This window comes from Paenibacillus sp. B2(2019), from assembly GCF_008370385.1.
Classification (GTDB): domain Bacteria; phylum Bacillota; class Bacilli; order Paenibacillales; family Paenibacillaceae; genus Paenibacillus_AQ.
Genome location: NZ_VTZR01000024.1, coordinates 609,981 through 627,769, shown reverse-complemented (window position 1 = coordinate 627,769; position 17,789 = coordinate 609,981). Strand labels below are relative to the sequence as shown.

Sequence of the window (17,789 nt, the reverse complement as noted above, 5' to 3'; positions counted from 1 at the left end):
CCTCCTAGTAGTGGTAGTAATATTATAAGTTCAATATTAAGAAAATCAACTGAAGATCACATAATCACAAAAAGAAAAAAGCCAACCCATAGTCTATGGATTGGCTTCTACTGTATAAGTTGATTACGAAATTATTTAACTTCTGTTGTTCCAGTCACTTTTCCATCAATAACAGCTGATGTTTTCAGATCTTCGCTCGCGAAGTAGAGGTTACCATCAATAGTGGCGGTTTCAGGCAGAGTAAAGCCTTTCGCTTCTACATAAACATCGCCTTTAATCGTTCCGCCTTCAACTTTCAAATTCTCACTTTGTACTGTAAACTTTGGTACGGTTAGTGTATAAGTAGCAGTGATCTTGTGATCAGCATCTTGCGAATAAAGGGCAATCTTACGGTAGATATCGCCATCTGCGGCTCCTTTATTACGGAATTCTCCAGCTACAACAACCTCATCAGGAATCGTTACATCATTTAGAATCGCAACAATCCAGTTTCCATCTTTGCTAACAGCCTTAGTAAACGCATCTGCTTGATTCACGATCGAAGCTGTAGTGACAGCATCTGTCTGCTCAGCAGCCGGAGCTGAAGTTGCCGCCGAATTGTTTGCTTTATCCTCATTTGCTCCACAACCTGCCAATACTGCTACCGAAACCCCAGCCACTAAAATCATTTTAAATAGTCTCATTTTCGATTCCCCCTAATTTTGATTATGAATTAATTATATATTAAAATTCTTAATAATTAAGTGAATAATTTCACAAATTTGTGTCAGTATCTAAAGCGGTTTCACAGCGCGCTCTCTTCCCGATTAAGATTCGTTCCCATGAGTCACACCTCTTCTCGCTGACTTATTTAGGTTCTTAAATCTATTTACCCAAATTATAAAAATGAACACAAGCATCATTTGCTTCTTGGTATAAAGTCAATCGTTGACTCTTTTCAAGTGTTAATGATAATATTTGGAAATAAATATCTCAGCAAGGGAGAAGTTTACTGGTGAAAAAGACTACAATGAAAGACATCGCGCTACAAGCTAATGTCTCCGTTGCGACTGTAAGCTATGTTCTGAACCGCGTCGATAACCAAACCATTCCTGAGAAGACCCGCAATCAAATTCTGTCACTTGCCGAAGAACTTCATTACATTCCTAATCTAGCAGCCCGTTCGCTTGCCAATAAAAAAACGGGATTAGTAGGGGTACTTGTCCATAATTCTGCGTATATGCCACCTTGGAAACTCTATGCCCAATTCACATTTATTCGTGCTTTGGAACAGCGTTTAACGGATGCCGGATATCATACGCTGCTATATTCTCTTGGTACTGACCATCCTTCTCTGAATATCATCGTCGAAAGAAAGCTCGAAGCCGTCTTTCTGATCGATGTGCACGATGAATCATTCTATTCGATTTCCAAACATTTTGTAGAAGGCATCCCCTTGATTTTGATCGACAGCATGATTGAAGATAAGCTGTTTAAGCAAGTTCTTTACAATTATCGTTCAGCTCTACAAAAGGTAATGCCGGAGGATCTTTCACAGGTTTGTTTAATTATGGAGAGCTTCAATAACTCCCTGCTCACTAACTTTATCCAAGATAGTCTTCCTTTACCTGAGAAAGCAATATTCAAAGTTCAAAATATGGAAGAATTGAATACAATCTTATCGGAGGGGATCTACAAAGAGGCCATAGTTATTAATGAGTTTATCGGAAGTTGTGTTGAAAAATCCGGGGTATTCGCACGTCTTTCTGTTCTATGTACCTGTAATTGCCCAGAAATGCTTGGAGAAGACGTTCAGAAATTCATATTCACTGGGGATAAATCAGCCACTGCTTTTGAACTAATGCAGGAGTTATTACATCGTCCTGACTACTCCAAACAAGAGAATAATCGTTATTTTGTTGATTAATTTTTTTTCGATATTCACTTAAGCGTTTAAGTCGAGAGGAGAGTTACCCATGACAGATCCTGTATTAGCAAAACATGCATCCACCACCGCTCAATCCTATCCAACCCTTTGGGGAAACCGGAGATTTATGCTGCTACTCAGCTCCTATTCCATTTCTTTGTTTGGAAATACCTTTCACAGCATTGCTTTAAGTTTATGGGTACTTCAGACGACCGGGAGCGCTAAAATGATTGCCATTATTACGATAATTAATTTATTGCTCAGTTCTTTACTCGGATCGATAGGAGGCACACTCGCAGACAGAATCAATCGCAGAACCATTATGTTAATCACTGATTTGATAAGCTGCGGTCTAGCAGTTACGCTTGCTTTGACCATTTCCATGTCTTCTACATCATTCATTATCGTGGCCATATTAACGGGACTTACGACAGTCTCAGCATTATTCCAATCCCCTGCGTATCAAGCTTCAATTACCACTGTTGTTGGCAAAGAACATGTGCAAAAAGCAGTCGGGATTCTGAACTTGTCGGAGAACATCTGTAGGACGATTGGGTATTCGGCTGGAGGTATTTTTGTAGCAAGTTTTGGAGCGGCAGATGCCATATTATTTGATGGAGCTACATTTTTCGTTTCCTTTCTACTAGTTCTTGCTGTCCGCTCCCTTCCACTCCCAAACCGAGTGAATACCGGACCTAAAGAAGAAAGAAAATTCACACAGGATCTTGCGGATGGCGTTCGTTATATTTGGAGATACCCCTTCGCCCGAGCAATAATCATCATGCTTCCTACGCTCACTTTGTTCTTTATGCCTTCACTGATGCTAACGCAAGTTATGGCCGTCAAAGTATGGAATTCTAGTCCCTTTCAGTTTGGACTCATGGAAGCCTGTATTCCTCTAGGTTATATGATTGGTTCCAGCATGATCTTGTTTCTCGGCTCCAAATTAAAGAATCGCGGCTTCTTTATCATGACTGGACTGCTATGTCTGGGTCCCCTGTACCTCCTGCTATCGTTCGTCACTACTGCTGCCTTAGCCATTCCCATCATTCTTCTAATTGGCTTTATGTTCTCATTCTGTACATTGCTGATAAATACAATCCTCAGACTGGAAGTTTCGGAGGATATACAAGGTAGAGTCTTCGGTGTATTAGGCTCCATTATGAGTGTAGCACCCTCACTTGGTCTTACAGCTGTTTCATTCCTGTCCGATCACTTCAGTCCAGCCCCTGTCATGGGTTCCATCGGAGTCCTGATACTACTGTTTGCTTTATTAACCTTGACCAAGTTAAAGGTGATTCGAAATTATAAGTAATTTTAGAACATATCTTATGACCGTTATCGCCCGTTTTTCCTAATAACGCGCCTATTATGAAGCTCGATCAGTAATTGAACAACTATAATGATCAATAAGAAGATTCCCACGACACCTGTTAAAAATGGATAAATTAGAGGGAAAAATACACTTGGATAACTTTTAGTAATATCCGAATAGTAGCCCATACCTATAAGTGATGTACCCGAGAACTCGATAAGCTTCACCCCTAGATGATTGTCACTTCTTTGAGCATAACTCAGCACCTTTTCTTCTATACTGCCATCATGTGAGATCGTGATTATTTTCCATTTTCTCTTTTCCATCGGCTGACTATCATCTGTAAGTCTTTGGACTATATTAATTTCTTTCTCGCCAGTCTTTCGATCCGTAACAGTAAGGATATCTATCCATGAGAAATATCTGCTTCCTCGTTCCCGATTAGACAACCATATTTCATCAGGAGTTGAGATTTTTTGACCATTTAATAAAAACTGAACTTTCACAATATCTCCAGGCGGGACACTCTCCTCTTCATCCCAAAGGGTCAATTCTGCTTTCCTGCCTGTATTTTCTTCTTGGATCTTAATATGCTTATCATCAACCGTTAGTTCTTGAACGTTTAACGTGTTATACCCTTTCTCAGCATGGTTGATCTCATAACGCTGATTGATTTGATCTGAAATCATATACTCACGGATATAGTTGAACAATGGGCTGAAAGACATCGCTAGCAAGAAAAATGAAATCACCGATAAATAAATTATTTTTTTCATAATGAATCCTTGTGAGCGATCGTCAGCTTGAAATTTTGTCTTGAGCCACCTTCGAGGCCATTTGGAACCCCATCCTGCATAGGAAAGAAACCAAACTTCTGATAAAATCTTCTAGCAGGTTGACCCTCTGGATGATCCTCACCAAATGTAGTAACGAATATCTCTGCTGGGGTTTCGATACTTTCGAGAATATTGTTAAGAAGGGCTGTCGCAACTCCTTTATTTCTCTCTATGGCTGAAACAGATAACCAACCAATCTTGTAATTAGGGGCATTGGATGAAGAGAATAACACAGCTCCAAGTAATCTTGAACCTGGCGAACCATTGTTTTCTCGTACACAAAAAGCGCTTTGTCGCCTGATATTTTTTTCTAACGCTAGAGTGAAATTCGGATCATCTACCATCGGCCCAAAAAGGGACTCCACCTCTGCCGCCAGCTCCAGCCATCCTCTTATATCCTCCATAGTAGCGTTTACTACATTCATATATAAGTTCTCCTTTAGTAGTCTTGGTTACACCATTCGATACACTGAGGAATAAAGTGATCATAGTCATTTAAAGCAGTGATTGTATTTATTACTTCACGGGTTCCAAGCTCTCGCTCCGCATCATCTGTACTCTCCAGTCCGAGTGATCGTTTGACATTATAAGCTAACCATTCTAGCTTCCCATGAAAACCATAGTTGAGCACATCGGACCAGTTAGCATAAATCTCGCCGCCATGATCGCGGTATGCATTAATAAGCGTACAGAAAGCATCTTTGCTTACACTTCCCGATTCAAAGCCTGACCAATAAAGGGCTACATCTATTAGCTCTTGGGTTGGATGGATAGGTCCTGCTGCTTCCCAGTCAATAATAATGGGTATCTGATGCTCATCCCATAGTACATTTTTTTGATCTAAATCCCGATGGCTGATAACCATATGATTCAATAATTGTTCCGCTGAAGAATCTACAAGTTGTTCCCAATGATTTATTTGGTTCAGGTTATCTAATAGCAAGCTAGACCATTCCAAACCATCCTGTTTTGCTTTTAGTGCATATTCATTCCAACGAACAGTGGATGTATTTACTGCCTCAAGATTTTCATTAGGATGATGATCAAGAAGTGTAGCGAAATCGATCTTATGAATTTTAGCAAGGTTTTCGCCAATCTTTTTACAACACCCTATATTAATACCTCCTGATGGCAATGCCTTACCTTCGACCCATGGAAATAATAAATAGAATTGACCCTCGAATTCATGCATAAAACTATCTTTGGATACGATGGCCGGTACTGCATTTATTCCATTTTGATAAGCCATATTCGCAACTTTTTCAGAAAGAGTATAGTTGTTCATGGCTGTATCCCGATGCATAATTTGAGGATTTAGAGCTTTCACTGCATAGAGGGCTTTGTCCGTTTGTAGACGATACATTCTGTGTAGAAGACCACCTGTTACCTGTTCTGGTTCATCTTTTAAATGACCTAACCCATATTTTGCACATAGCATTTCGAAATTTAAGTTATAATTCAGATTTCCCATGTTATGTATCCCTTTCCTATCAATCAGAATCCCAACTTCAATAACCAAGCCGACAACTTCTCTTCCCGCTCTTTTAAGTCCCCATTTATGCGATTGAATTTACCAAGCCATTGCTCAGAAGCTATGCTGCCATCCAGCATATACAGGACACGTTCTGCCTGAGCAGCGACTTTCGCATCATGTGTAGCCAGTAGAATCGTTGTACCCGTCTGATTAATATCTATTAATATCTCCATAATTTCACTAGCAGCTTTAGAGTTCAGTGCACCTGTTGGCTCATCACCAAATAGAATATCAGGCTCATTGATGATTGACCTGCAGATCGCTGCTCTTTGCAGTTGTCCACCCGACACTTGTGTAATATCACGCTCAGCGAGTGCGGAGATTCCGGTTTTTTTCATTAACTCAGCGGCTCTGTTATTGATGGTTCTACGACTAACGATTTTAGCTCGATAAGCGGATAAGATGATATTGTCCCGAATAGTCAGGTTTTTTAAAAGATGCATCTGCTGAAAAATAAATCCCATTTGATTTAAACGCAGTTCAGCTAATTCACTCTCAGAAAGACCACTGATGTCCTGCCCTTTAAAAACAACACTTCCTGAAGTTATCCGATCCATACCGCTGATCGTATAGAGCAATGTTGATTTCCCTGAGCCAGAAGGCCCCATTATAGCTACGAATTCTCCCTTTGATACCTGTAGATGAACATCTTTTAATACCGTCTGCGGGGTTTCTTGCCCGGTTACAAAGGTTTTATTTAAACCCTTCGTCTCTAATATGAACATACTACCACCTCACCCTCATTCGACAATCAGTTTAGATAAATTGGATTTCTTCATCGATATCGTGCTTACTACGGTTGTGAGTGCTACAATGAGCATGAAAAAAAGAGGGAGAACAAGATAAGCTATTACCGGATTAACTACAAACTGTATTTGGGATGCTCCCATAAAGGATCCGAGTAATTGAGTGAATTTTTGACCGATGGTATTAGCTGCAAAGGTTCCGAGTATGATTCCAAGACCAGAAACCAGTAGCAGCCTTACCTGATATTGCTTTCGAATATCTTCTAACGTAAAGCCAATGCTTCTCAAAATTGCAATTTGCGAGACGTCCTTCGCTAGCAGCATTTTTAGAAATAAAGCTGTAATCAATACTGAAATTGATATCGAGATGGCAATGGATAAGCCAGTGACCAGCTTTAATTGGCGAATCGTATTCCCGAGCGTCTGAGATAAATAGCTATCTAGATGAGTAACTTTGGCTGGATAAAATAACTTTGCATATTGATCCATTTTCTCCTGAACGGAAACATTCGGATTCACATCTAATGCTACGATATACCATAGCACGGACTTCGGGTCATAAGGTAATCGGGCTTTTGCAGTTCGACCTCCATTCGTTATATCTTGGTAGATCCCGCTAACCGTCAATTTTTTCGAAGTGCCATCTACCTCCAAAAGAACGCTATCCCCTACCCTTTTGTTCCATTCCTTGGCATTCAGATCAGAAAGGGCAATCTCGTCCCCACTTTCAGGGATTCCTCCGTTAATATAGGTGAGCGGAAAAATAGAGAAATCTCCTGTTTCAACATTGATATTCTCCCATACGCCATCGCTGCCTAGCACTTTAAATCGAGAAGTAATTAATGGTGAGAATTTAGCTATTTCGAAGTCCTTATTTAGCGTCGTTATCAGTTCATTAAATCGCTTCTCTATTTGATCAGATGGCTGCAAATCTATTCTCATGTCACTCTGACCTATACCCATATAAGAAATAAACCGAGGAGACTGAAGGGTATTCAATATATTTACTGGTACAAGAATGATAAACAGACAGATCACAAATACGAAGAATAACAATCCAAACATGGTGAAGCGTCCATAAACATCCTTTAGGCCAAGAAAAAGATTCACATTTATATGCCTGCGCTTACTCAGCACTACTCTACTTTTATTGCCTTTCAACTCTCCCACAGTCCCTGACCTTAAAGCGTCTACTACTGTTATACGATTAAACCTTCTAAGAATAACTCTGCAAAAGAACACAATCATGCCGAAGATCAAACCGACCGCTAAGACTGAAACAATAGGCTGAAGGATCGTTTTCGGAGCAGTCCCCAAATACAATGTGATATTCGCTGTAAACAATCGCACCACACCCAAAGATAATAAATATCCTAGCAGTGAAGCGCATGCTGCCATCACCATATATTTTGCCAAATAGATCCTTCTAATATCTCGCTGTGAGATCCCAATTGCTTTCATGACGCCAATCTCTCTATAATCCTCCTCTAAGGTCGCGATCATCGTAAACCTTAAACATAGGACGGCAATAATCATAAGAAGGATACTTACCAAAATAATGACAACTGCAATAATCCCATCTGTCAGCGCATTCAGCGTCTTAAACAAAGGATAGTCTATCATTGGTCCTTTAGCGGGCATATCTGAGGATTGATAGATATTCCGGAACTCGCTAAGTCTACTTAAATCGGTGATTTGAAATTCAATTAAGTACTCAACTTCTCCATGGTTCTTCTTAAGTACATTATAATCCGTGTCATTTACGACAAAGCGCTTTGAGCTAACAATTGCGGGATTCATTTGGATGTCTCGAACAAAATCCGTAACCATAAATTTTTGATCTAACTGTCCATTGGAAAGGGTAACCTGATCACCAATGTTCAGATCATTCTGCTTCATATAATAAATAGGAACTGCGATTTCTCCTTCAGCTACCCTAATCACTTGATTCTCTAAGTTCAGCAGCAAATCAAATGATGGGTTCTGCTTAACAAAACCTATATCCATTACGCTGTTCTCTTCCGACTTATTGCTGTTACCTAAGACAATCTGCGAGCCATCTATCCTTAGCATTTCTACTGTCTGTTGATTCTTAACAAGTGGATTTGTAGAGGCGAATTTTTGAATACCTGCGTTATCTATTGGACCAGAATGCATTTGAACAAAATGGGGAGCCTTTGATTTATCCAGCAAATTACTTAAAGAACCGGACAATTCCATAATGACTTGAGAAGCACAAGCAGCAAGCAACGCCGATAACATCATAAAAATAAATAAGACGATCGTTATGATTTTATTTCTTTGAAAATCTTTTTTCACAATTTGTAGCAGCATTGACGATCTCTCCCCTACGTCTCATTCATCCTCCCTGCACGGACCTTACTCAAACATTTGCGTTACGTAGGAAAAGCTTCCTTTTTCAGCTCCCAACGTAGTCTCCATAATATAAATAAAGCTCTGAATTTTGAGAATGATCTCTTCCGGCTGCCACTTGAAAATCCCTTCATCCAATAAAAATTGTGAGGCAACCAACAGAAATTCCATCGTTTCTTTAGGATAAGGACAGTGGAACAAGCTCTCCTCGATTCCCTGCTCAATCACCTCTGTCAACACAGGTGTTAGCTTCATAATAGTTTCAGCCAAGCTTTTCTGATGGATTAGTGCATTCTCAGCTTGATGAAACTGTTCAATCATGTGACCTTTTCTCTCCGAATCAGGTTTCTGTGCCATTATGATTTGTAGTAGCTTTTCATGTACGGAGAGCTTTGAATCAGCAGCAATGATCTTCGCAACGTCTACTCCAGCATCGATGAATCGTGTGACCACTGCTTCCATAACCTCCTCCTTCGACTTGAAATAATAGTAGAACGTGCCCTTGGCAATCCCGATCTCCTGCAAGATGTCGTTCACTGTAGTTCTCGCATAACCTTTCGTAAAAAAAAGCATTTCTGCCTTATCTAATATTTCATTTCTGCGTTCTTCCGCTTCTTTGGAAATTCTCATTTATTCTGAGTCCTCCTTTTTATAGACCGACCGTCGGTCTATTCCATTTAAATACATTTAATGCATCATGTCAATGATGTTCCAGCAAATTGGACAAAAGAAAAAAGGTAACCTCCAAAGGATGAGGTTACCTTAATGTGCAGTCAGCATAATCAGGAGACTTTTTTGCGCTTTAGAATATGATACACATTGCTGAACATACCGGACAGGATGCCAGCAATTGGGAATACAGCCCAGTTAACGTCCCATCGCCCATAGACAAAGCCCGTAAACAGAAAAATCGCCGTCGCCAAAGGCCACAACACAGCCCCAACAACTCCAACAAATCGGTTCTCTTCCTGCTTCTCTGCAGTGATGTTCGGCTCCTCCAGCAATTTCGTATAAGTTCCCTGAATATTCCCGTAATAGATGAATAGAAACACCGCCACAGCCGCAATAAACAGAAAAGCAGCGACTCCATATGGAGCATAGTCATCGTTGACATAAGAAGTTGCGAAGATAAAGGTCGGCGACAGCACACAAAGACAGACGCCCACAATCAAAGCAAGGCGATAAGTCGGAGCATAAAGGGCTTGACTGCGCTGAAGCGCCGTTTTGAGCGCATAAGGTAGCTGAAAGCCTTGCTCTAGACTTTCGAAGCGCTCGAGTTTCATGCCGCTATGAATAAACATCCCAACGGCCACAGCGACCAGCACGAACATTCCGACCATCCCCAGCATCGAACCTTTATCAGCCATATCAGCATTATTTTCAAACAATGTACTAAGAGTAATCAACAGCGCCACCCCGCATGCGCAGAGAAAAACACCAAGACCGGTCCATAATCCAGAGCTACGTTTGGCAGCCGCATAAGCATAAACCTCTTCTTCACTAAGCATGGGCACAGTCTTCTCCTGTCCGGCTGGATGGATGCCTAGCTCAGCAGTCAGCTCCTCAATATTGCCGAATTCCGAAATAACGATACCGATCGCCTCATTCTCAGACTTGCCATCCCGCTTCAGCTCCAGGTACTTATCTTCCATCCCGGACAGCAGTTCCTGCTTCAAATGCTCCAGTTCCGGAGTCTTCGGCAGACCCGCAAACATATTATCCAGATATACTATGATCGTCTCCATGCACTATCACCACTCCTTGATAAATTGGTTTACAACTTCCTGCGTAACCTTCCATTCCTCACATTTTTCTCGGTAATAGGCGAGACCCAGCGGGGTAATCCGGTAATATGTGCGCCGCTTGCCAAGACTCTCATCCAGATAAAAGGATTCAATGTACCCGTTCTTCTCCAGCCGGGTAAAGGCGGAATACAGCGTTGTCTCCTTCATGACATACTTCTCTTGAGTCAGCTGCCTGATATTCTTAGAAATCTCGTACCCGTAGGATTCCCCATCGAGCAGCATGTAGAGGATCATCGTATCATTGTAACCACGTATAACATCACTGCTGATCAAAAATGGTACCCCCTATGATTACTTCATCTGTCGTAGTAGTTGCAGTATACCATAATTACTACGACAGATGAAGTAGTTGCGAAAAAAATATGCAAAAAAATCTAAAAAGCATAAAAAAAGAGAATTGCTCTATGTGAGCAACTCTCCTCAAATCAGCTAGTCTCTTGAATTTTCAAAAATCTGATCAATCTTCTCTTTCGCACCTTCCCAGGAGGTCAATAATGGAAATCCATATTGTTCACGTGCTCTCAAATTCCATGGATGCGGAATACAGAGTACTTTCCTTCCGTCCTGCAATGCAGGAACCAAGTTGTGAACCCCGTCATCGATCAGAAGATCATAATTAATAAGATTCTTTCGTTTGCATGGGAAGAAATTTTCGATGGGAATAAACGGCATATGCTTCTGCAGCCAGTTCCATTTTTCAACAACTGCATTGGGCTGGGCCGCCGTAACAATAATAACATCATAAGCATAGTGTAGCTTCTCCATTTCACCTACAACATGCTCGTCGAATAATTCAAGCTCCTCATATAAACCAGGCCGCCCATAGAATACATCTTGTGTACAATCTGGATGACGTAAATGATCCGTATTCCAATCAAGCATCTCCTCGTACTTTAGTACATGAGTGGGGAAATCATTGTTGTTATGGTATATAGCTCGTTTGACTAGATGGCATATCGTGTCATCCATATCAACTGCAATTATAGGCTTTCTCATCTGTGTCCCCCATATGTTTTTTATATTACTATTTAAGTATACACAATATAATTACTGTTTCGTCTTGAGTTAGTTAAATTTCTATTTAATGTTTTTTAAACGCCTCTACGCATCTTTGACAGATACAGGCTTTACCACTCAGTTCCAAAGGTACCCTTTCTAGTAGTTCTGCAGGAATTTCCGTATGAAAACACCAACAATCACCACTATTAGCACCACAATGATTTAATTCTTTACATAAAGGACAATACCGTTGTTCAATTTGTTTATTTTTTATTTCCAAAGCTTCTACTCCCCCATACGATTAAACATTTCACTTCTATTTATTTACTTTTCTTTTCCTTGAAATTCAAATACTTCCTTCATAACCGCCTCTGAACATTCTAAGCCTAGCGTTACCAAGCATAGGATTATTCAATAAAGCAAGCACAGCACTTCCCAGCATGCAATAAAGTCATTTCACATTTTTTCCATCAATTCATTCCTTCTATAGATCTTTGCAATACCTCTATACTTTCCTGAAGAAATGCCTTATTGTTCTCAATCCCTCTGGTTTTACACCAAACTACCGCACTAAAAGCATCATAAAAACTATAAAACGGTATTATAGCTTCCAGATCAAGTAAAGGACGAACCGATTCGTAGCCTTGCACATAAGGGAGCCGTGTTAGCGGGTTCACTTCCCAGACGTATCGGTTTATTTTTGTAAAATCAATTTCAGTGGAACCACCACGAGCGCTCTCGTAATCAATTATACCAACGACTCGATTATCTTTTATTAATATATTGCCTGGTCGAAAATCCATATGAACAACACAAGGCCCATCAGGTTCAGGTAACGCCGAATATACGCTATCAAAGTGAGTAATACATTTCTCAAATAAATCAGGATGAAGGAGCTCCTTACAAGGTTCTTTCCACTTTTCAAAATTATTTTTCAGGTATAATCTCCAGCTATTGTTCTCTACCATCTGAAAACCATCGGATCCATAACATCCATACGCTGGCATGGTAACTTCATGAAGCATGGCATGATAATTACCGATTTGAAACGCCAGACTCTGATCAATGTTACTCGTACAAGGCACCCCATCTATAGCGGAGAGAAGCATTGCACCGACACTCCTATTATCTCCGTCCCAGAAATCCAATACTTTTGGAACAGGTATAACACCCTTTAGTCTTTCAAGCATCTCAAATTCGCGAACCAGTTTATCCCTGTTGTATGGAATTTTCACGTATACGTTGTCTAGATTATTAAGAGTAAGTTTATACACTTCAGAACTAAACGACTCTGGAACAGACTCTATATTCAAAACATTCAGCTTAAAATTTTCAATTAATTTATGTATGGATTTCATACGACTACCTCCAGTCTCAAGGGAAAGGTGCTCTGTTCACGGTTGTGAACTCCCTATTCTTGCATTAAGATAGAGAACATTAGGAGTTTCTAAGGAACTCAACCGGGAGATTTGAACAGATGAAATTTAAGAATCACAGCTTTTCAGGTATCATTCATAGTGATCTGCTTGCTACCCAAGAGCTTGTATATAACCCGTGCAATCTCGATTGCTCTGACCTCATTCATGAACCACACAATGCTGATTATGGGGCGTATATATTTAATTTAAACGCGCTATCCATTAGATTCCGTGTTGCAAAAATCACACCTACAAAGATCGGGCAGTTTGTCACGTTATGGGAGAGAATTGGAGATGGCCCCATCCAACCCTATGATATATCAGATACTGCTGATCTCTTCGTTATAAGTACACGCGATGAGAATCACTTTGGTCAATTTGTATTTCCAAAAGCTGTGCTAGGTAAACAAGATATATTATCCAATAAAGATGAGGGTGGCAAAAGAGCACTACGAGTGTACCCGCCATGGGATAATCCCACGAGTCGTCAAGCTCAAAAAACACAAAAATGGCAGTTGGAATATTTCTTAGAGATACCGGTAATTAAGCCAGCAGACTTTCTTCGTGTGCAAGCACTTTACGGTTTTCCAGTAAATCGAACAGTCTGACCTATGTCCTCCACATGTTTTATATCCGCCCATAAAATAGAATAATTGTACAAAGAATCTCCTATTTTCACCGCTTCTGGATATTTCAAAATAATAGCAGCCTGATGATTCCATTCCTCTTCCTGATCAGCAGAAGGCACAATCAATCGTGCTTTCTCTTCCGATTTTAGCCCCTCTAGTGTCAGTTCAATGATTTGTGGATCGGAGCCATAAGGCTTCAGTTGATGAAATGCATCCATGTTTGCTACTTCATCGATGGATAACCCCTCTCCAGAAATAGCGGATAATTGAAAAAATCCATCGTTCCCCTGATACCTCTCAGCATATTCTGGCTTCACTACCCACTCGGAGGGATACTTCAAAGTGACCTTATACTCTTTTGAAGTATATGTTGACAACCCCGATGGCTTGACCAGCATTCCAATTCCAGTACTTACTAATGCAATAGCCGCAATAATCAGGACCCCTAACCACCATCTTTTATACGTTGACGTTTTCACATTATCCCCCTAAATCAATATTTAGTTGACATGCACAGCATCAGGAAATAAGATATAAGCAAACATATGAGCAATCATTCATATGTATTGGTGAGGAGGAAATTACAATGAGTAATCTAAAAAATATCCTATCCCTAATTCTTTTCTCCATATTCCTTATTTCTTACCTTTTGAAGCTCCTTATACTTTACAAAAAGAACCACATTAAAGGAAACGTATTAGCTAAAGGAAAAAAACGATCTATGATCCATTATACCGAGCTGTTCGTTAAGACTACTACTTTTGTGTGGGGAGCAGCGTGGTTTACGTTTTCCTTAGCGGAGTCATACATAGTTACACTAGTAGGAGAACATTTTAATCATCCGGCGATTCACTTTATCGGTGTTGGTGTAGTAGCCCTCGGATGTTCCATTTTCATACAAGCAATGATTGCCATGCGCACTTCGTGGAGAGTTGGGATTGATAAGTCTACTGTAACAAAACTCATCACGCACGGTATATATAAATTTAGTAGAAATGCCGCATTTGTCGGTTTTGATCTCATGTTTCTTGGATTGTATCTTATATATCCAAATTCATTAACACTAATTATATTCTTTCTTAACATAGTAGCCATTCATTTACTTATTCTTCAGGAAGAGCAGCATTTAAAATCTGTATTCGGAGATGAATATATTCAATATTGTAATAATACACCTAGATATATTTTATTTTGAAATCTTACCTGCTGTAAATCCTATCCTTTCAGGCACGCTACAATTTACGTTTTTTACAATATCCGAAAACATTCTCTTAATGTAATTACTATAGTATGAGGTTGTAAACATACATTAGGAGGGAAATTATGAAATCACCGAAAAAGTACGGCGTTAAGACGGCAATTGTAGCGACTGCAGCAACTGCTCTCTTCGTTTCCAACGTAGTCACTACACAAGCACCAAATCAGGCCAATGCAGCTTCATCAAACACAAGAAATGTGATTCTGTTTGTCGGTGACGGAATGGGTACTGCCCAGCGCAATGCCATCCGCCTAGCTACAGTAGGTGAAAAAGGAAATCTAGCGATGGATTCTATGCCATATGCTGGACTAATTCATACAAGCTCCACTGTCCCTGTTACAGATTCAGCTGCTTCAGCCACAGCCTATGCCAGCGGAGTCAAGACTTATAACGGTGCCATTGGGATGAATGCAGATAAAAAGTCCGTACAAACCATTATGGAATATGCAAAATCAGCAGGGAAATCTACAGGCGTTGTAACTACCAGCCAAATTACTGATGCTACAGGCGCTGCCTTCGGTGCTCATGTTGAAGATCGCTCCAAACAAAGTGATATCGCTCTGCAGCTTCTGACCAAGAGCAAAGTTGACGTTCTTCTCGGTGGAGGCGAAGACTTCTGGTATCCTGCTGGGAATCCAGGTAAGTTCGCAGATGAGCCAGCTGAAGATCCTTCAGAGAAGAGCAAAGGAACGCAAGGGAACCTTGTAGACAAAGCTAAACAGCTTGGATACTCCTACGTAACGAACAAAACCGATATGCAAAAGGCGAAAAGCGGCAAGCTTCTCGGGTTATTTGCAAATGAGGAAATGTTCCAGCAAAAGCCAGAGGGTGAAGGAGATATCTACAACCCGGTTGTATCCCTGCCTGAAATGACGAAAAAAGCGATAGACACGCTTGCAGCAAATAAAAAAGGATTTTTCCTGATGGTTGAAGAAGAGGGTACTGACGAATTTGCACACCAAAACAATGCCAAGATGACGATTAAAGCGGGGCAAGAGTTAGATAAATCCGTACAGATTGCCAAAGATTTCGCTAAAAAGAATCCTGATACCCTTGTCCTAGTTCTCGCCGACCATGAAACAGGTGGATTCTCTATTGAAGCCGTAGACGCTGAAGATGAATCAGGTGACGGCATTTCCAAAGAAGATGGTCCGTTTGCCATCGCTAACTCCAAACAGAATTTCGTTGTAGACTGGACAACTTCAGGTCATACAGCAGTGGATATTCCAATTACGGCCATGGGCAAAAACGCTCAGTTGTTTACAGGAGTATACGAAAATACCGAAGTATTCACTAAGGTTGCGCAAGCCATGGGTATTAAAGTGAAATAAAAAGATCGAACAACATAAAAGACTAGCCAGACTTTCTGGTTAGTCTTTTTGATTTTTACTAAATACAGTTTCTCCTACATCCACAATTAGGAACTACAATCAGGAGGGAATTTAATGGGCAATGTTTTGGGCGGCTTATTGGGAAACTATTCAGAGGTAACCATTCCAGAATTAAAGAGTCAATACGGAGCTTATCTTATGCCTCAGGAAGAAATTCAAATGGGCTTTAAGTTGATCCGTGATGCATTCATTATTACAGATGATAGATTAATTCTTATTGATCACCATAAATCCAACAACTTACAGATTGCATTCTATATTCAGAATCAAGACTTATCCGGATCAATTCTTATCTTACCTTATGGATTTCATTTGCACTAAAAACCTTATGATTCTCAGAACATGATATTCCAAACGGCACTTGGAAAGGTTTGTACATTAATTAACTAACTACATTTATTTTCAGTATCGGCAGGTCAATAAAAGCAGCATATCTTTCAGCAGCTTTAAACACAGCTTCTTCAGCATTTCCAAGCTCTCTAAATGGATGAATGACTATCTCAATTCCTTTTTTCTTAATCGAACGTTTCCATGTACCTATAACTTGGCCACCAACAACAATCATAGGCAGGAAAACACCGTTGTTGCCAGGAACAATTAAAGGAGCCGTCTCAGGTTCAAGTACAGCACTCCGGTCTTTATAACCAAGAATGTACTCATCGAAACCTGGAAGTAAATAGATACCTGACTCTTCATCCGCTGAAACTACTCGATGGTTAGACATCCAATACTCACTGCCATTTATATCTGTCGATTGAAGTTCTTTTTTCACAGATTCTAGCCCTCGTCTGGCATCTGTAAGGGTTATGCCTGCCCACCAAGCGAAGTCCTGAACGGTCGCCAATCCACGGGCTGTAAAATACCGTAATGCGAGTTCTTGCAACGATTGTTCGTAAGATAGCTCTCGGCAATCTGGCACCCATTCCTCTAACAATACAATCGTTTGCTGTTTACCATTCATCGGACCAAAACAAATCAGTCCTTGATAGGCAATATTCCAGAGCATGTGATAACCGCGTTGATTCCCCGTGTGGATGCCTTCCTCTTCTATTAGCTGAAGTAGGACCGAACGATCCATTTGCTTCCCGCCCTTTAGAGCATCCACAATAATTTCTCTACAGCGCTCCAGTGTCTGATCATCAAGTCCAAGCTCAGCCATTCGCCGCTTCGTTTGTGAAGCTAAACGTGGTGCAGAGAGCTGTAGCATCCATTTTACATCTTCTGCTGGGACGAAATGAAGCGTACCTCGCAGCGTCCAAGTAAGAATAATCTTACGGTCAGCGATTGCACGCTCTATATCAGCTAATTTCGTAGCAGGAGAACGTAGTCCGATGGCCCAAACCGCCTGCATATAGTCTTGCGCTTGCATAGCCCCCATTTTTTTCACGACCTGCTCTGGTGTGTGATGTAAAGAGCCTGCAATCATTTGATTATACAACCTACTATTTGCAATAAGGTTATTCGTCACACTACTCCCCCTTTTCAGAAATGAATCCTCAAATTATATACTTCCAGTTATTTAACAAAATGATTAAGTTCTTGCTCATGTCTATGTCGATATTACTATTGATTCTATTGA

20 protein-coding genes are annotated in these 17,789 nt (G+C 40.5%); 6 read left to right on the top strand and 14 right to left on the bottom strand.

The genetic code is table 11. The features are described 5' to 3' along the window. Positions 1-131: 131 nt before the first annotated feature. Positions 132-683, bottom strand: a complete 552-nt coding sequence (locus PAENI_RS24135) for a polymer-forming cytoskeletal protein (protein ID WP_042189865.1) — start codon at positions 681-683, stop codon at positions 132-134. Positions 684-994: 311 nt separating this feature from the next. Between PAENI_RS24135 and PAENI_RS24130 the strand changes: the two genes are divergently transcribed. Beyond that, on the top strand, positions 995-1,906 hold the full coding sequence (locus tag PAENI_RS24130; protein WP_149646924.1) for a LacI family DNA-binding transcriptional regulator: 912 nt from the start codon (positions 995-997) through the stop codon (positions 1,904-1,906). A 49-nt stretch (positions 1,907-1,955) separates the two neighbouring features. Continuing rightward, the gene (locus PAENI_RS24125; RefSeq protein ID WP_149646923.1) at positions 1,956-3,221 is read left to right on the top strand and encodes an MFS transporter; all 1,266 of its coding nucleotides are present in this window, start codon (positions 1,956-1,958) and stop codon (positions 3,219-3,221) included. 23 nt (positions 3,222-3,244) lie between these two features. Here the strand turns inward: PAENI_RS24125 and PAENI_RS24120 are convergent, their stop codons facing one another. From PAENI_RS24120 to PAENI_RS24070, 11 genes are all read right to left on the bottom strand, one after another. After that, positions 3,245-3,997: a hypothetical protein gene (locus PAENI_RS24120; RefSeq protein ID WP_149646922.1), complete on the bottom strand. Its 753-nt coding sequence runs from the start codon at positions 3,995-3,997 to the stop codon at positions 3,245-3,247. Then, positions 3,994-4,482, bottom strand: a complete 489-nt coding sequence (locus PAENI_RS24115) for a GNAT family N-acetyltransferase (protein ID WP_149646921.1) — start codon at positions 4,480-4,482, stop codon at positions 3,994-3,996. The genes PAENI_RS24120 and PAENI_RS24115 overlap by 4 nt, the downstream gene beginning before the upstream one ends. Positions 4,483-4,496: 14 nt before the next feature. Next, positions 4,497-5,528, bottom strand: coding sequence for a phosphotransferase (locus PAENI_RS24110; protein ID WP_149646920.1), 1,032 nt, complete (start codon positions 5,526-5,528; stop codon positions 4,497-4,499). Between the two features lie 23 nt (positions 5,529-5,551). Further along, positions 5,552-6,316 carry an ABC transporter ATP-binding protein gene (locus tag PAENI_RS24105; RefSeq protein WP_149646919.1) on the bottom strand — a complete coding sequence of 255 codons (765 nt, stop codon included), beginning with the start codon at positions 6,314-6,316 and terminating at the stop codon, positions 5,552-5,554. A 15-nt stretch (positions 6,317-6,331) separates the two neighbouring features. After that, the gene (locus PAENI_RS24100) at positions 6,332-8,671 is read right to left on the bottom strand and encodes an ABC transporter permease (protein WP_149646918.1); all 2,340 of its coding nucleotides are present in this window, start codon (positions 8,669-8,671) and stop codon (positions 6,332-6,334) included. 45 nt (positions 8,672-8,716) lie between these two features. After that, complete coding sequence (locus PAENI_RS24095; protein ID WP_149646917.1) at positions 8,717-9,340, bottom strand: TetR/AcrR family transcriptional regulator; 624 nt, start codon at positions 9,338-9,340, stop codon at positions 8,717-8,719. A 152-nt stretch (positions 9,341-9,492) separates the two neighbouring features. Beyond that, positions 9,493-10,455 (bottom strand): permease prefix domain 1-containing protein, encoded by a 963-nt coding sequence (locus PAENI_RS24090; protein WP_149646916.1) that lies wholly within the window; start codon positions 10,453-10,455, stop codon positions 9,493-9,495. Positions 10,456-10,461: 6 nt separating this feature from the next. Then, the gene (locus PAENI_RS24085) at positions 10,462-10,788 is read right to left on the bottom strand and encodes a PadR family transcriptional regulator (protein ID WP_042189881.1); all 327 of its coding nucleotides are present in this window, start codon (positions 10,786-10,788) and stop codon (positions 10,462-10,464) included. A 156-nt stretch (positions 10,789-10,944) separates the two neighbouring features. Then, positions 10,945-11,511: a 5' nucleotidase, NT5C type gene (locus PAENI_RS24080; protein WP_149646915.1), complete on the bottom strand. Its 567-nt coding sequence runs from the start codon at positions 11,509-11,511 to the stop codon at positions 10,945-10,947. 85 nt (positions 11,512-11,596) lie between these two features. Beyond that, entirely contained in the window at positions 11,597-11,794 is a 198-nt protein-coding gene (locus PAENI_RS33095; RefSeq protein ID WP_223178993.1) for a cysteine-rich CWC family protein, read from the bottom strand. A gap of 190 nt (positions 11,795-11,984) precedes the next feature. Next, complete coding sequence (locus PAENI_RS24070; protein ID WP_149646914.1) at positions 11,985-12,872, bottom strand: phosphotransferase family protein; 888 nt, start codon at positions 12,870-12,872, stop codon at positions 11,985-11,987. A gap of 119 nt (positions 12,873-12,991) precedes the next feature. On the opposite strand from PAENI_RS24070, the gene PAENI_RS24065 reads away from it, so the two are divergent. Further along, complete coding sequence (locus PAENI_RS24065) at positions 12,992-13,540, top strand: MepB family protein (protein WP_149646913.1); 549 nt, start codon at positions 12,992-12,994, stop codon at positions 13,538-13,540. Here PAENI_RS24065 and PAENI_RS24060 read toward each other — a convergent pair. Beyond that, positions 13,510-14,040 carry a peptidase M56 gene (locus tag PAENI_RS24060; RefSeq protein ID WP_149646912.1) on the bottom strand — a complete coding sequence of 177 codons (531 nt, stop codon included), beginning with the start codon at positions 14,038-14,040 and terminating at the stop codon, positions 13,510-13,512. The genes PAENI_RS24065 and PAENI_RS24060 overlap by 31 nt on opposite strands. 107 nt (positions 14,041-14,147) lie before the next feature. Between PAENI_RS24060 and PAENI_RS24055 the strand changes: the two genes are divergently transcribed. The 3 genes from PAENI_RS24055 (at position 14,148) to PAENI_RS32710 (ending at position 16,531) form a co-directional block, all read left to right on the top strand. Further along, positions 14,148-14,756 carry a methyltransferase family protein gene (locus PAENI_RS24055; protein WP_149646911.1) on the top strand — a complete coding sequence of 203 codons (609 nt, stop codon included), beginning with the start codon at positions 14,148-14,150 and terminating at the stop codon, positions 14,754-14,756. Between the two features lie 128 nt (positions 14,757-14,884). Continuing rightward, the gene (locus PAENI_RS24050; protein WP_076286586.1) at positions 14,885-16,150 is read left to right on the top strand and encodes an alkaline phosphatase; all 1,266 of its coding nucleotides are present in this window, start codon (positions 14,885-14,887) and stop codon (positions 16,148-16,150) included. Positions 16,151-16,264: 114 nt separating this feature from the next. Beyond that, the gene (locus PAENI_RS32710; protein ID WP_262495703.1) at positions 16,265-16,531 is read left to right on the top strand and encodes a PH domain-containing protein; all 267 of its coding nucleotides are present in this window, start codon (positions 16,265-16,267) and stop codon (positions 16,529-16,531) included. A gap of 61 nt (positions 16,532-16,592) precedes the next feature. Here the strand turns inward: PAENI_RS32710 and PAENI_RS24040 are convergent, their stop codons facing one another. Beyond that, positions 16,593-17,678: a winged helix DNA-binding domain-containing protein gene (locus PAENI_RS24040; protein ID WP_149646910.1), complete on the bottom strand. Its 1,086-nt coding sequence runs from the start codon at positions 17,676-17,678 to the stop codon at positions 16,593-16,595. Positions 17,679-17,789 lie beyond the last annotated feature (111 nt).

Bases quoted from the DNA above. Each gene is read 5' to 3' on its own strand.
- PAENI_RS24135 (WP_042189865.1), bottom strand. From the start codon at position 683: ATGAGACTATTTAAAATGATTTTAGTGGCTGGGGTTTCGGTAGCAGTA.
- PAENI_RS24125 (WP_149646923.1), top strand. From the start codon at position 1,956: ATGACAGATCCTGTATTAGCAAAACATGCATCCACCACCGCTCAATCC.
- PAENI_RS24120 (WP_149646922.1), bottom strand. From the start codon at position 3,997: ATGAAAAAAATAATTTATTTATCGGTGATTTCATTTTTCTTGCTAGCG.
- PAENI_RS24115 (WP_149646921.1), bottom strand. From the start codon at position 4,482: ATGAATGTAGTAAACGCTACTATGGAGGATATAAGAGGATGGCTGGAG.
- PAENI_RS24110 (WP_149646920.1), bottom strand. From the start codon at position 5,528: ATGGGAAATCTGAATTATAACTTAAATTTCGAAATGCTATGTGCAAAA.
- PAENI_RS24105 (WP_149646919.1), bottom strand. From the start codon at position 6,316: ATGTTCATATTAGAGACGAAGGGTTTAAATAAAACCTTTGTAACCGGG.
- PAENI_RS24100 (WP_149646918.1), bottom strand. From the start codon at position 8,671: ATGCTGCTACAAATTGTGAAAAAAGATTTTCAAAGAAATAAAATCATA.
- PAENI_RS24095 (WP_149646917.1), bottom strand. From the start codon at position 9,340: ATGAGAATTTCCAAAGAAGCGGAAGAACGCAGAAATGAAATATTAGAT.
- PAENI_RS24090 (WP_149646916.1), bottom strand. From the start codon at position 10,455: ATGGAGACGATCATAGTATATCTGGATAATATGTTTGCGGGTCTGCCG.
- PAENI_RS24080 (WP_149646915.1), bottom strand. From the start codon at position 11,511: ATGAGAAAGCCTATAATTGCAGTTGATATGGATGACACGATATGCCAT.
- PAENI_RS24070 (WP_149646914.1), bottom strand. From the start codon at position 12,872: ATGAAATCCATACATAAATTAATTGAAAATTTTAAGCTGAATGTTTTG.
- PAENI_RS24065 (WP_149646913.1), top strand. From the start codon at position 12,992: ATGAAATTTAAGAATCACAGCTTTTCAGGTATCATTCATAGTGATCTG.
- PAENI_RS24055 (WP_149646911.1), top strand. From the start codon at position 14,148: ATGAGTAATCTAAAAAATATCCTATCCCTAATTCTTTTCTCCATATTC.
- PAENI_RS24050 (WP_076286586.1), top strand. From the start codon at position 14,885: ATGAAATCACCGAAAAAGTACGGCGTTAAGACGGCAATTGTAGCGACT.
- PAENI_RS32710 (WP_262495703.1), top strand. From the start codon at position 16,265: ATGGGCAATGTTTTGGGCGGCTTATTGGGAAACTATTCAGAGGTAACC.